The following is a 13,600-nucleotide window of genomic DNA, read 5'->3' on the forward strand; positions in this document are numbered from 1 at the left end:
CGGGTCAGTGCTTGCGTGCGGGCCGCGGGCGGAGCCGGCCGCGGCGCTTCGCCATCAGCAGGAAGAGGACGGTGGGGACCAGGCAGACCAGAACCGCGAAGACGCTGGCCTCGGGGCCGAAGCTTCCGCCGGTGAGGGTGTGGGGGCCGGTCACGGTCGCGTGGAGGAGGCCGCCGGTGCGGGTGTCGGAGCCGGAGACGGTGGTGCCGAAGACGCCCTGCTCGGCCAGGTTCCAGCCGAGGTGGATGCCGATGGGCAGCCACAGGGAGCGGGTGGCGGCGTAGACGGCGCCGAACATCAGGCCGGCCTCGACGGCGATGGCCAGGGCGCCGGTGAGGGTCGCGTGCTGGTTGACCAGGTGGAGGCCGCCGAAGGCGAGGCCGGAGACGACGAGCGCTCCCCAGGTGCCGGTCTTCTCCTCCAGGACCCGGAACAGGGCGCCGCGGAAGGCGAGTTCCTCGGTCACCGCCACACAGCTCATCAGGCCCAACGTGGTCAGCGCGCCACCGAACGAGCCCCAGCCGTGGACGTGGTAGCCGCCGGTCATCGCCACCAGCGCGATGGTGACGGCGAACAGGCCGAGCCCGACCAGGAACCCCCGGCGCAGCTCCGGCCGCGCCCTGGCCGGCGCCAGTTCCTCCAGCCGGGTGCGGCCCTCCAGGTAGCGCACCAGCCAGAGGTAGGCGGCCAGCGCGAGACCGCCGGTGGCCACCCCTCCGATCAGGGCGGTCAGCGGTGTGGCGTCGGCGACCTTGTTGATCCCGCCGGCGATCGCGTCCACGCCCAGCATCGCCACGAAGAGCACCGCCAGCCGCACCCAGGTCGACCTCGCCCAGCGGGCCGGGCGGCGGGCGCCGTCCCGCACGGTGGAGGGGGAGGCGGCCGCAGCGGTCGACGCGGTCCCTTGGGGTCCGTGGTCGTCGAGGCGGATCGATGACGGGTGGATGTCGGCCGGCATGGCTGCCTCCTCAGGGGCCGCTCCTGGTGAGCGGTCTGCGCTGTCGATGACGGAAAACTACGGGCGGCGGCACCCTCGGATCGTCACCGCCGGGTGGGCAGTCGGCGCCCCCGCGGGTCCCCCGAGCGAGCTACCGGATGTCCTCCTCCGAGGGACCCCGGCCCCGGCCACCGGGCGCTACGTTCGCCGTGTAAGACTGTCCGGCCCTGCGGGGCCGGACCGGCGGCACCGCGCGGACGGGTCCTGGACCACTTTCCGGCCCCCGGCGACGCCGTTTCAGAGCGGGAACTACCGGACCGGGATGATCACCATGGCAGGGCAAGTGCCAAAAACACCGGCGGGCGTACGCCCGTTGGCCGCCGCGGTCGACCGACTCCGCATGGTGGCGCGGTGGTGGGGGTCGCGCCCGGCGGCGACCAGGGACCGCGAGTTCGCTGTCGTCTTCAGCGTGCTGTCGTTCACCGAGCCGCTCTCCCGGATCGGGGCGCGGTTCGGCGACCTGCCCACGCACGGCGCCTCGGTGGCGAGCGTGCTGCTGACCCTGGGGCAGACCCTGCCGCTGGTGGTGCGCACCCGCTGGCCGGCCATCTGCCTCGCGGTGGCGGGGAGTTCGTTCGCGGTCCACGAGTCCCTCGGCTGCCCGCCGACCGTCGGCGGCCTGGGGCTGTACATCGCGCTGTACTCGGTGGGCGCCCTCCAGCCGCGCCTGCGGCGGGTGGTGCCGGCGCTGGCGACCGGCGGTTACGTGGTCTTCAGCGTCGTGCTGCACGCGCTGGGGTCGCCCGAGGGGCTCACCGACTACGTTCTGTTCTACTTGGCGCTGGCCGCGGTCTGGGGCCTGGGGCTGCTGGTCCGGGGGCGGCGGGCGCAGGAGGCCGAGCGCCGGCGGCTGTCCGCCGAAGCCGCCGTCGCTGCCGAACGGCACCGGCTGGCCCGGGAGTTGCACGATGTGGTGACCCACCATGTGACCGCGATGGTGGTGCAGGCGGGAGCGGCCCAGTACCTCACCGGGGCGCCGGACCGCGTCGGCGAGGCCCTGGCCGCCATCAACGGCACCGGCCGCCGCGCCCTGGCCGAACTCCGTTTTCTGCTGGGCGTGTTGGAGGCGACCGGTGACGCGGACCCCCGAGCGCGTACGCCGGTGCCGGGCCGGGTGCCCGATCTGGTGGAGCAGACCCGAGCAGGCGGCCAGCCGGTCGAACTGGTCGAGGACGGAGAGCAGCCGGCCATGGCCATAGGCGCCCGGCTGACGGCCTACCGCGTCGTACAGGAATCCCTCACCAACGCGGTGAAGTACGCGGCGGGCCGGCCCACGCTGGTGCGGCTGACCCACACCGCCGACTGGACGGACGTCGAGGTCACCACGGCCGGGACCGCCGACGGCGTGCCCCCGTCCGCGGCGGTACGGGCGGGCGGCCCGCACCTCTCCGGCGGTCGGGGGCTGACCGGGCTGCGGGAGCGGGTGGAGATGCTGGGCGGGGAGTTCGCGGCAGGGCCGGGGCCGGACGGGTTCCGCGTGTGTGCGCGGATTCCCACCGGGAGCTCGTTGCCCGGCCGGCGCGGTGGGCAACCGGCCGAAGCACAGTGCGATCAGAAGGAGGCGTCATGAGTGTGCCGGCCGCGGTGACCCGGGTGCTGGTCTGCGAGGACCAGGGGCTGGTGCGTGCCGGCTTCGTCACCATTCTCGACTCCCAGCCCGACATCGAGGTGGTGGGCGAGGCGGTGGACGGCAGGGCGGCGATCCGGCAGGCGGAGCATCTGAAGCCCGACGTGGTGGTGATGGACATCCGGATGCCGCTGCTCGACGGGATCGAAGCCACCCGCCACCTGGCCGGCCCGGAGTCGGCAAGTCCCGCGCGCATCCTGGTGGTCACCACCTTCAACGTGGACGAGTACGTCTACGAGGCGCTGCGCGCCGGCGCCAGCGGCTTCATGCTCAAGGACGCCCCGCCGCCCGAACTGATCAACGCGGTCCGCACCGTGGCCCGTGGCGAGTCCCTGCTGGCCCCCGCGGTCACCCGCGCCCTGATCGGCCGCTTCGCCGAACGGGTCCGCCCCTCGGCCGCCGCCGCTTCCCCCGAGCGCGACCGGCTCAAGGTCCTCACCCCCCGCGAGCAGGAGGTGCTGCTGCTGATCAGCGAGGGACTGTCGAACGCGGAGATCGCCGCCGCGCTGGTGATCAGCCACGAGACGGTGAAGACCTACGTCTCCCGCATCCTCACCAAGCTGGACCTCCGCGATCGCGTCCAGGCGGTCGTCCTGGCGTACCGGGCGGGGCTGGCCGGGGGTGGCCAGCGGCACTGGCGGAGCTGACAGCCGCCTTCGTCCCCCGTGCGAGCGACCCCAGGTGTCCACCCCGGGGTGAAGCCCAGGACCCGCCTCCTCTTGTTGACTCTCGGACTGTCAACACAGCGGCCGGACAGGACAGTTCGGCCGAATCGAGCGCGGGGAGGAATGTCATGACGGGCAGCAGCGGGAGGTCGGGGTCCGCCAGGGGGCGGCGGTTGGCCGTGGCTCTTGTGGTTTCGGCGCTGGCCGGGGGCGGGCTCACAGCGTGCGGCGGAGGCGGCGACGGCAGCAGCTCCCTCGGCACGCCGAAGCCCGAGTCGGCGGCCGCCTCGGGCAGCGCCCGGATCGCGTGGGGCCCGTGCCCGGCCCCGGCCGAGGGCATCAAGCGGAACCCCCAGCTGACCTGTGGCGATCTGCGGGTGCCGCTGGACTACCGGAATCCCGGCGGCGCCACCATCAGCGTGGAGGTCTCCCGGCTCGCCACGGCCAAGAGCGGCAAGCAGCGCGGCGTGCTGGTGCTCAACCCAGGCGGGCCGGCCCTGGGCGGCATCGACATGCCGGACACCATGGCGCCGACCCTGCCGAAGTCCGTGCTCGACCGCTACGACCTGATCGGCTTCGACCCGCGCGGCGTCGAGCACAGCACCCCGCAGAGCTGCGGCCTGAAAGACCCGGGAGTGCCGAGTCTCTTCCCCTACCCTGCCTCGGACGGCTCGATCACCGGGAACGTGGCCCTGGCCGAGGCCGACGCCAAGAAGTGCGCGGACACCGCGGGTGAGGACCTGAAGTACTACAACACCGCCAACACCGCCCGCGACATCGACCGCATCCGCCAGGCGCTCGGTGAGAAGAAGATCTCCTATTGGGGCCAGTCCTACGGCACGTACCTCGGCGCGGTCTACCGCACCCTCTTCCAGGGCCACACCGACCGGATGATCCTGGAGGGCAACGTCGACCCGGACAAGGTGTGGTACGACGAGGTCGCGGACACCTGGGGCAAGGGGATGGCCGACCGGTTCCCCGACGCGGCCCGGGTCGCGGCGGCGCAGAACGACACGTTGGGCCTGGGCTCCACCGTCTCGGAGGTGACCGACTCCTACCTGGCCCTGGCCGACCGGCTGGACCGGAAGCCGGCGGCGGTGCCCGGGGCGTCGCTGTCACTGGACGGGCCGCTGCTGCGGAACATCACCTACGGCATGCTGCTGCACAACGAGACGCTCGCGCCGCTGACGCAGTTCTGGAAGGCCGCGGCGGACCTGGCGGACGGCGGTGTGACGGATGCCGACAAGGCGGTGCTCACGCAGGTCTTCGCGGACACCCCGGGGTCACCGGGGGTGCCGGCGGACAACCAGGCGACGATGTTCCTCGCGCTCACCTGCGGCGATGCGGAGTGGCCGCATGACCTCGACGGCTACGCGACGCGTACCGCCGCGGATCGGAAGGCGTGGCCGTTGACTGCCGGGATGCCGGCGAACGTGTGGACGTGCGCGTACTGGAAGAAGCCTGTCGAGGCTCCGGTGAAGGTGACGGACGGGGGGCCGCGCAACACGCTGATCCTGCAGAACCGGAGGGACAACGCCACGCCGTGGGAGAGCGGGGTGGCACTCCATCACGTTCTGGACAGGAGCTCGGCATTTGTCGGGGTCGACAACGGCGGGCACTACGTCTACAACGCGGGCTCCACGTGCGCGGACAAGGCGGCGGTGGAGTTCCTGGACGCGGGGCGGTTGCCTCAGAAGGACGTCTACTGCACTGACGTGACGCAGAAGTAGGCCGGGTCCTCCCCGGGGAGGTATCGCGGCCGTGTCGATGAACGCGCGGCCGGGGCGCGGATAACCCGGGTGCGGGCGGTCGGGGCGGTGGCTAGGGTGCGGGGGCGGGGCGGGAACGGCGTTCCGCGCGGCCACGGCCGGCCTGCCCCCGCGCATCGGAGACGTACTGCCGTCATGACGTCACAGCTCCTCGCCCTGAGTATCGACGCGACCGCGCCGGAGCGGCTGGCCCGCTTCTGGTCCGCCCTGCTGGGGTGGGAACCGGAGGAGGGCGGGGACGGCACCGTACTGGTGCCCGGCGACGACACCGGCTTCCTGCTGCGCTTCCTGCCGACGAAGGAACCCAAGGACGGCCAGAACCGGGCGCACTTCGACCTGACGAGCAGCTCCCCGGACGAGCAACGGCGCACCGTGGCACGGGCCTTGGAGCTCGGCGGGCGGCATACGGACGTGGGGCAGCGGCCCGAGGAGACGCATGTGGTCCTCGCCGACCCCGAGGGCAACGAGTTCTGCGTGATCGCCGCCGGCAACACCTTCCTCGCGGACTGCGGCTTCGTCGGCGCCCTGGCCGGCGACGGCACCCGGGAGGTGGGGTACTTCTGGAGCCGGGCACTGGACTGGCCGCTGGTGTGGGACCAGGGCGAGGAGACCGCGGTCCGCTCACCCCGCGGCGGCCCGAAACTCACCTGGGGCGGCCCGCCGCTGATGCCGCGCTCCGGCCGGGACCGGGTGAGGTTCGAACTGGTCGCGGGGGAGGGCGAGGAGTTGGACGCGGAGGTCGGGCGCCTGCTCTCGCTGGGCGCGACCCGGGGCCGTACCACCGCGGCCGAGCCCGGGTGGGTGGACCTCCTCGACCCCGACGGCAACGAGTTCCGGGTGCGCGCGGACCGCGGGAAGCAGGCCGGCGCATGACCCTCGCCCATGACGTGACCGGCGACGGCCCCGCGCTGGTGCTGCTGCACTCCGGCGTGTGCGACCGCCGCATGTGGGACCCGCAGTGGCCGGTGCTGGCCGGCGCCGGATACCGGGTCGTACGCTGCGACTTTCGCGGCTTCGGGGCGTCCCCGCTGACCGGCGGGCCCCACAACGACCCCGAGGACGTCCTCGCGCTGATGGACACCCTCGGCATCGCCCGCGCCGCGCTGCTCGGCTCTTCCTACGGCGGCCACGTCGCCCTGGAGATCGCCGCGCGCCACCCCGAGCGGGTGGCCGCGCTCGCCCTGCTGTGCGCCGGGCAGCCGGGGTACGAACCCAGCGCGGAACTCCGCGCGTTCGGCGAGCGGGAGGACGCGCTGCTCGCCGCCGGCGACGTGGCCGGCGCCGTCGAGCTGAACGTGGCGACCTGGCTGGGGCCCGAGGCGGACGAGCCGGCCCGTACGGCGCTGCGCACCATGCAGCGCCGCGCCTTCGACGTCCAGCTCGCCGCGCCTGACGGCGCCGGGCGGCGCGAGGTGCCGGTCGACCTCGCGGCGGTGGCGGCGCCGTGCCTGGCGGTGTCCGGCGGGCAGGACCTCGCCGACTTCCGCGCGATCGCGGCGGGGCTGCCGCAGGTGCTGCGCGGCGCGGACGTCCGGCACGTGGAACTGCCCTGGGCCGGGCACTTCCCCGGGATGGAGCGGCCGGCCGAGACCGCGGAGCTGGTGGCCGGCTTCCTCAACGAGGTGTACCCGGCAACGGGTTGAGCAGGAACGGGCGGCTCAGTCGCCGGTGGTGCCGTCGGCCATCTCCCGCAGGATGTCGATGTGGCCGTTGTGCCGCGAGGTCTCCTCGATGAGGTGCATGAGCACCCAGCCGAGCGTGACATGGGTGCCGTCCCGCACCGGGCGCTTGGCGATGGCGGACAGCTCCGTCGCGGCCACCAGCTCCCGGTAGCGGGCGCTCTGCTCCTCGTACGCGGCCACCAGCTCCGCGAGCGGCGTCTGCGCGCCCACCCGCATCTCCCGGTCCGGGTCCTCGTCCGTCCAGGGCGCCTGCGTGTCCTCCTCGCCGAGGAAGATGACCTGCATCCACCAGTACTCCACCCACCGCAGATGGCTCAGCAGCCCGCCGAGCGTCATCAGCGGCGACCCAGGCAGCGGTGCCCGGGCCGCGTCCTGCGCGGACACCCCCGCGCACTTGGCCACCGCGGTGGCCCGGGCGTAGTCCAGAAACGTGGTCAGCATCGTCCGCTCGTCGAAACGCGCGGGCATGTCCGTTCTGCTCATCCCCCCATCCAACCACCCGCGCCCGCGGCCGCGCGCGGTCAGTTCTCGGCGCGGGTGAGGGCCACGTCCAGGACGACGAGGAGGGCGTCGCGGACCGAGCCGCGCTCGCGGGCGTCGAAGGCGATGACGGGGACGTGCGCGCCGACGTCGAGGGCCCAGCGGACCTCGTCGAGGGAGTGCTCCACGCGCCCGTCGAAAGCGTTGACGGCGACCGCGAACGGTATCTGGCGGTGCTCGAAGTAGTCGACGGCGGCGTAGCAGTCGTCGAGCCGCCGGGTGTCCACGATCACCAGGCCGCCGAGGGCACCCTCCACCAGGTCGTCCCACATGAAGCCGAACCGCTCCTGGCCCGGGGTGCCGAAGAGGTACAGCTTCAGACCGGCGTCGATGGTGATGCAGCCGAAGTCCATCGCCACGGTGGTCGTGGTCTTGTACGGGGTGTGGCTGAGGTCGTCGACCCCGGCCGCGACCTCGGTGATGGCCGCTTCGGTGGTGAGCGGGCTGATCTCCGAGATGGAGCCGACCGCGGTCGTCTTGCCGACCCCGAACCCGCCGGCCACCACCATCTTCACCGGCAGCGGTGCGGTGCCGCCGGGCGCCTCAGTAGGCGGTGTCATGGAGCGTCCCCCGGGAATCGGGGATGGTGCGGAGACCATCAATAACCCTTCGCAATACGGAAACGTCGCGGCCGATGTCGGCCTTCGGCACGTACACCGAGAGGTGGCCGCCGGCCGAAAGGTCCTCGGCCAGCACCCGGACCACGTTCAGGTGCAGATGCAGCCGTGCCGCGATCTCGGCCACCGACTGCGGCCGGCGGCAGGACGCCACGATGTCGTGGCGCTCGAACGACATCAGGTTGAGCCGTTCCAACCCGGTGGCGGTCGCCACGAGTTGGGTCTCGACCGGCATCGGCGGCACGGCTCCGGTCCCGGCGTCCGTGCCGGCCACCCGGCCGGCGGTCACCAGGAACGGCCGTACGGCGGGTGCCCGGCCGACCGGTTCGTCACCGGCGCCCATGGGCCTGCACCTCCTCGTCGTGAGCCGCCGGCGTGTCCCCGGCGGGGGCGGCACGCGCGGCCGCGCTTACGTCAACTGCCCGCACGGCGGCCACCCGTGCGTCGACCACCCGCACGGCGCCGGTCCGTACGAGGACACCCCATACGGGAACGGCCGTTACGTCAACGGCGCGACGGCAGGCCGACCGAGTTCTTCAACTCCAGCACCAGCTCGGGGTTGAGCGCGGCCCCGGCCCGGTTGGCGAACACCGTCATCTCGTAGGCGATGTTCCCGAGCTTGGCCTCCTTGGAGGTCACCACGCCCAGGACGGCGCCGCTGCCGATCGCGGAGACCAGGATGTGGCCCTGCGCCAGGTCGATGATCACCTTGTTCAGCGGGCCGAGTCCGTAGCTGCCGGCGGCGCCCGCCGCGAGGCTGGTCATGCCGGAGACGATCGCGGCCAGCCGCTCGGAGTCCGCCGAGTCGCGCAGTTGGGACACCGCGATGAGCAGGCCGTCGGAGGAGACGGCGATGGCGTCGACCACCCCCGCGGTCTCCGTGGCGAAACGGTTCAGCAGCCAGGTGAAATCGGCTGCGGCGGCCCGCAGATCGTCGGGCCGGCCACCTGTCGGCGTTGTCACTCTTCGGCTCCTTCCGGGAACCCCGTGGTCGGTGTGGTGTGGCGGCTGTGGCCGGTGTCGGCCGCCGCGCTGTCGCGGTTGGCCCGCTCGACCGCGGCCTCGAACTCGTCCAGCTCGAAGCGGACCTGCTCGGCGTCGGCGGCGGGGCGGTGGGCGGTGGGGGAGGGGGCGGGGCCGGCACCGGCGGCCGCGCCGAGCGTGGCGTGGAGGGTCGCGCCCTTCACCCGGCGCCGCAGCGGGCGCGGCGCGCCCCGGTCGACCGGCGAGGAGCCGGACGGACCGGACGGACCGGACGAGGGTGACGACGGGGCGGACGGTGCCGTGGGGAACGTCGGCGACATCGGCGACGCGGGGGGACGCGGGGAGTGGGGACCGGTGGCGGCCATGGGCGGCAGCGGTGCCGCCGACGGCCGGGGTTGGGGCTGCTGGGGCTGCTGCGGACGGGGTTGGGACTGCGGCTGGGCCGGCCGGCCGGCGGGCGCGCCCGGACGGTTCGCACCGGACCCGGCACCGGGTACGGCGCCAGGCGCGGCCCCGGCCCCGGCTCCGGAGCGGCGCGGCAGGTTCGGAGCCCCCATCACCCCGTCTACGCCCATCCCGTACCCCAGGACCGGGCCGCCGCCCGGCTGCACCCGCGCGGACGGCACGGCGGCGGAGCTGATCGCCGCGGTGCGCTGCGGCACCCGGCGCGGCAGCGGCGCGGGCCCGCCCTCGCGCGGTGCCTCCTCGCGGGGCGCCGACGGGCGCGGCTCAGGCCGGTGCTGCTCAGGCCGGTGCGGCTGCTCGCCGCGGAAGGGCTCCTCGCGGGGGGCCTGTTCGCGCGGCGCGTCACCGCGGAAGTCGTCCTCGCGCGGCGGCGCGGCGTGCCGCCCGCCGCCGCGGCGCGACTCGGCCGGCGGGGCCGGGTGCTCGCGGCCGTCGGTCAACTGCGGCATCCGGGAGGCGTGGCGGGGCGTGCGCGCGGCCCGCTCGCCGCGCTCGGCCAGGTCGCCGCGCTCCAGCTCCGCGGCCCGGCCCCCGTACGGCAGGTCCCCGTACGCGGGGCCGGCCTGGTACGCCTCGCCCTGCGGCCGGCCGTTGCCGTAGGCGCCGCTGGCGTAGGCCCCGCCGCCGTACGCGCCGTTGCCGTAGGGGGCGCTGTCGTACGTACCGCTGGGCTGCGGCTCCTCGCGGTAGGGCCGGACCTCGCGCGGGCTGTTGTCGTACGGGGCGACCTCGTACGACCTGCCGCCGCGCGGCTCGCGTCCGGCGCCGCTCGGGTGCTCGAAACCGGCTCGCCCGCCGGCTCGCCCAGCAGCTCGGCCGTCTGCTCCGATGCCGGCTCCCGCCCCGGCCTGCGCGCCGGAGGGCTGCTGCGACTCGGCGTAGGGGCTGGCCGACAGCAGCTGCGCCGCCGGGATCGCGACCTGCGCGGTGACGCCGCCGCCCTGGGTGCGGGTCAGCACGACCCGCACGCCCCAGCGCCGGGCCAGGCTGCCGACCACGAACAGGCCGAGCACCTTGGTCGGCACCAGGTCGAGGCGCTCGCGGCGCACCAGCCGGGCGTTCTCCTCGGCGAGCCGGTCCGCGCTCATGCCCAGGCCGTGGTCGGCGATCTCGACCACCGCGCCGTCCGCGCGGGCGCCCACGACCACCTCGACGGGGCTGCGGGCGGGGGAGAACGCGACCGCGTTCTCCAGGAGTTCGGCGAGCATCAGCGTCAGGTCGGCGATGATGTCCGGCGCGACGGTGACCTCGGTCTCGGCGTGCAGGACGACCCGCTCGTAGCCCTCGATCTGGCCGAGCGAGGCGCGCACCACGTTGGTCAGCGGGGTGGGCTCGGTCTCCGAGCCGGACTCGCGGATGTCGGCGAGCAGCATCAGGCTGTCGGCGTTGCGCTGGAGGCGGACCGCGAGGTGGTCGATGCGGTAGAGCCGCTCCAGCAGCGCGGGGTCGGTCTCGCCGCGCTCGATCGCGTCGATCAGCGAGAGCTGGCGGGCGGTGAGGTTGCTGACGCGGCGGCCGACGTTGCCGAACATCTCGGCGGTGTTGCGGCGGCTGAGCACCTGGCGTTCCAGCAGCGCGGCCGCGGTGGTCTGCACCCGGTTGAACGCCGCGGCCAGGTCGCCGATCTCGTCGCGGGCGGTGGCCGGCATCTCGCGCAGCAGCGCCGGGCTGTCGTCCGACGCGTCGTCGTCGGCGACCCGGGCCAGTTCGCGCCCGGCGACCTCGGCGACCTCCGCGGCCACCCCGGTCAGCGCCTGCACCGGCCGGATGACCGAGCGGCGGATCGCGACCGACAGCGCCAGCCACAGTGCGAAGGCGACCAGCGCGGCGGCCAGCAGCCAGGCCGCCCGGTACCAGGCGTTGCTGGACGCGCTGTCGGCCCGGTCGGCGATCTGGCCGATGAGCGAGTTGGTGACGCGCAGCCGGCTCTCGGCCTGCTGCTGGTACTGCGGGTACGCCTTGAGGGCGGAGGTGAACGCGGCCTTGATCGCGCCCGGGCCGTTGGCCACCAGGGTGCTCGGGTCCACCTGGAGGCCCGCGTACTGCTGCGAGATGGTGTTCCAGGCCGTGCCCTGCTCGATCGCGCCCAGCTCGGACGCCTGCCGCGCGGTGGCGTACCGGCCGAACCGGGCCGCCTCGGTGGTGTAGACCTGCTCGGCGCCGACCGCGCTGACGAACTCGATGAGCGCGTTCGCGTCGCCGGTCTGGGCGGAGAACACGCTGGTCTCGAAGGAGCTGTGCGAGGCCTCGGCGCGCAGCAGCGAGTCGAGCAGGTTGCCGGTGCGGGACGTGGACAGGTTGGTGTCGGTGTCCAGGCCCAGGCCGTCGATCAGGTCGTCGATCACCGAGGTGTACGCCGGGTCGATGTTGTCGGCCGGCAGGTAGCTCTGCTCGACGGTGCTGCGCAGGCTGCTCAGGCCCGCGATCTCCTTGAGGACCTGGCTCTCGGCGGACGGCAGTCGCGACCCGAACGCCTTGCGGACCGCGGTGACCTGGCGGTCCACCGCGCTCTGGGCGCCGCGGTAGGCGGTCAGCGAGGGCCGGGAGCCGTTGGTGGCGGACTCGTAGCGGACTGACAGCAGCAGTGCCTGCTGGTGCTCGGACTCGACCCGGTCGACCAGCGTGGCGACCTGGCGGCTGCTGCGGACCAGCTGGGCCGCGGAGCCCGCGTCCCTGGCCTGCCCGACCAATCCGTAGATCACATAGCCGAGCAGCAGGGCGATCACTACGAGCGGAACGCCGAGCAGGACGTCGAGCTTGCGGCGGAAGGGCCGGCGGTCGGCGAACCGGGCGAGTGCGGATGTTCGCGGTGAACGGCCCCCTGGTGCCGGGACATCCGGTACCGGATGCTCCTGCTCCGGTCCGTTCGCTCCGTTCGCGGACACGACGCGCCCTCCTCCGTGACTTCGACCACCCGGAGCACTCTAGCTGTGTGGAAGTGGCCGAAAAACTTCCCGTGCCAGTCCGGGAATGGTCGCCAACTGCCCGGAGACTACCTCGTCTTGCGGTACGGCAACTGGCCGGCAGATCAAGATCCTGTTACGCACGTACCCGCCCTAGTCGGCAGAAAATCGACTTTGTCGCAGGTCAGCGCGGTGCGCTCCGACCGCCCGGCCGGCCGCCGCGGTCGCGCCGATGCCAATCAGTGACCAGGGTTCGCTTGACTGCGACGGAAGCTGCTGGATTGGATCGTCGGCAGGCATGTTTCGAACACCGTTGATCATCTTTCGAACACCGAGGCGGAAGCGGAAACCGTGACAACTCGCGAGAACAGCACCTGGACCAGCCCGAGCTACCGCCGACTTGCCGCGGTGGCGGCGGTCGCTGCCGTGGCGGCGCCACTGCTGGCAGGCTGTTCCTCCTCGTCGGACAGCGGCAGCGGCGGCGACCCGCTGGCCGGGAAGAAGGCGTCCGGCGGCACCGTGGTCGTCGGCTCCAACAACTTCGCCGAGAGCACCGTGCTCGCCTACATCTACGGCGAGACGCTCAAGGCCAAGGGCATCAAGGTCAGCTACAAGCTCAACATCGGCACCCGCGAGACCACCTACGGGATGCTGAAGAACGGCACGCTCACGGTGCTGCCGGAGTTCAACGGCGCCCTGCTGTCGTACCTGAACCCGAAGGCGGTGGCGAAGACCGCGGCCGAGACCGACGCCGCGATCACCGCCAAGCTCGACCCGAAGCTGGCCGTGCTCTCCGACTCCCCGGCGCAGGACAAGGACTCGGTGACGGTCAACGCCGCCACCGCGAAGAAGTACCACCTGACCGGGTCGTCCTCGATCGCCGACCTCGCCGCGATCAGCAAGGACATCGTGATCGGCGGCTCGCCGGAGTTCCAGACCCGGCAGCAGGGCCTGGTGGGCCTGAAGTCCGAGTACAACGTGGTGCCCAAGTCGTTCAAGGCGCTGGACGCCGGCGGCCCGCTCACCGAGTCGGCGCTGAAGAACAACAACGTCCAGGCCGCGGACATCTTCACCACGGACCCGACGATCACCGCCGAGAAGTTCGTCACGCTCCAGGACCCGAAGAACCTCTTCGGCTTCGGCAACGTGCTGCCGCTGTACTACAAGACCGGGCTGAACCAGACCGGGATCGACGCGCTCAACAACGTGTCGGCGAAGCTCGACACCGCGAAGCTGCTCGACCTCGACACCCAGGTGCAGACGGAGAAGAAGGACCCGCTGGCCGTCGCGCAGGCGTGGCTGAAGTCCATCGGCATCACCAGCTGAACCGGGCGCCGCACCACCCGGGCCG

Annotated in this window: 12 protein-coding genes; 6 read left to right on the forward strand and 6 right to left on the reverse strand. The window is 73.1% G+C overall.

The window, feature by feature from the left end; translation table 11 throughout:
* Positions 1–4 precede the first annotated feature (4 nt).
* On the reverse strand, positions 5–958 hold the full coding sequence (locus tag AC3ERT_RS29980; protein WP_435177925.1) for a CPBP family intramembrane glutamic endopeptidase: 954 nt from the start codon (positions 956–958) through the stop codon (positions 5–7).
* Positions 959–1,268: 310 nt separating this feature from the next.
* On the opposite strand from AC3ERT_RS29980, the gene AC3ERT_RS29985 reads away from it, so the two are divergent.
* The 5 genes from AC3ERT_RS29985 (at position 1,269) to AC3ERT_RS30005 (ending at position 6,701) form a co-directional block, all read left to right on the forward strand.
* Positions 1,269–2,567, forward strand: a complete 1,299-nt coding sequence (locus AC3ERT_RS29985) for a sensor histidine kinase (protein ID WP_435177927.1) — start codon at positions 1,269–1,271, stop codon at positions 2,565–2,567.
* Positions 2,564–3,271, forward strand: coding sequence for a response regulator (locus tag AC3ERT_RS29990; protein ID WP_435177929.1), 708 nt, complete (start codon positions 2,564–2,566; stop codon positions 3,269–3,271). Before AC3ERT_RS29985 ends, AC3ERT_RS29990 begins: the two co-directional genes overlap by 4 nt.
* 197 nt (positions 3,272–3,468) lie before the next feature.
* Positions 3,469–5,019 carry an alpha/beta hydrolase gene (locus AC3ERT_RS29995; protein ID WP_435177931.1) on the forward strand — a complete coding sequence of 517 codons (1,551 nt, stop codon included), beginning with the start codon at positions 3,469–3,471 and terminating at the stop codon, positions 5,017–5,019.
* 174 nt (positions 5,020–5,193) lie between these two features.
* On the forward strand, positions 5,194–5,931 hold the full coding sequence (locus AC3ERT_RS30000; protein WP_435177933.1) for a VOC family protein: 738 nt from the start codon (positions 5,194–5,196) through the stop codon (positions 5,929–5,931).
* On the forward strand, positions 5,928–6,701 hold the full coding sequence (locus AC3ERT_RS30005; protein WP_435177935.1) for an alpha/beta fold hydrolase: 774 nt from the start codon (positions 5,928–5,930) through the stop codon (positions 6,699–6,701). Before AC3ERT_RS30000 ends, AC3ERT_RS30005 begins: the two co-directional genes overlap by 4 nt.
* Before the next feature lie 15 nt (positions 6,702–6,716).
* Here the strand turns inward: AC3ERT_RS30005 and AC3ERT_RS30010 are convergent, their stop codons facing one another.
* The 5 genes from AC3ERT_RS30010 to AC3ERT_RS30030 form a co-directional block, all read right to left on the reverse strand.
* Positions 6,717–7,223: a DinB family protein gene (locus tag AC3ERT_RS30010; protein WP_435133878.1), complete on the reverse strand. Its 507-nt coding sequence runs from the start codon at positions 7,221–7,223 to the stop codon at positions 6,717–6,719.
* A gap of 38 nt (positions 7,224–7,261) precedes the next feature.
* Positions 7,262–7,840, reverse strand: a complete 579-nt coding sequence (locus AC3ERT_RS30015) for a GTP-binding protein (protein WP_435177937.1) — start codon at positions 7,838–7,840, stop codon at positions 7,262–7,264.
* Complete coding sequence (locus tag AC3ERT_RS30020) at positions 7,824–8,240, reverse strand: DUF742 domain-containing protein (RefSeq protein WP_335977012.1); 417 nt, start codon at positions 8,238–8,240, stop codon at positions 7,824–7,826. The genes AC3ERT_RS30015 and AC3ERT_RS30020 overlap by 17 nt, the downstream gene beginning before the upstream one ends.
* A gap of 161 nt (positions 8,241–8,401) precedes the next feature.
* The gene (locus tag AC3ERT_RS30025; protein ID WP_335977009.1) at positions 8,402–8,860 is read right to left on the reverse strand and encodes a roadblock/LC7 domain-containing protein; all 459 of its coding nucleotides are present in this window, start codon (positions 8,858–8,860) and stop codon (positions 8,402–8,404) included.
* Complete coding sequence (locus AC3ERT_RS30030; RefSeq protein ID WP_435177939.1) at positions 8,857–12,231, reverse strand: sensor histidine kinase; 3,375 nt, start codon at positions 12,229–12,231, stop codon at positions 8,857–8,859. The genes AC3ERT_RS30025 and AC3ERT_RS30030 overlap by 4 nt, the downstream gene beginning before the upstream one ends.
* Positions 12,232–12,600: 369 nt before the next feature.
* On the opposite strand from AC3ERT_RS30030, the gene AC3ERT_RS30035 reads away from it, so the two are divergent.
* Entirely contained in the window at positions 12,601–13,575 is a 975-nt protein-coding gene (locus AC3ERT_RS30035; protein ID WP_435133886.1) for an ABC transporter substrate-binding protein, read from the forward strand.
* Positions 13,576–13,600 lie beyond the last annotated feature (25 nt).

It is taken from the genome of Actinacidiphila sp. bgisy145 (assembly GCF_057708125.1).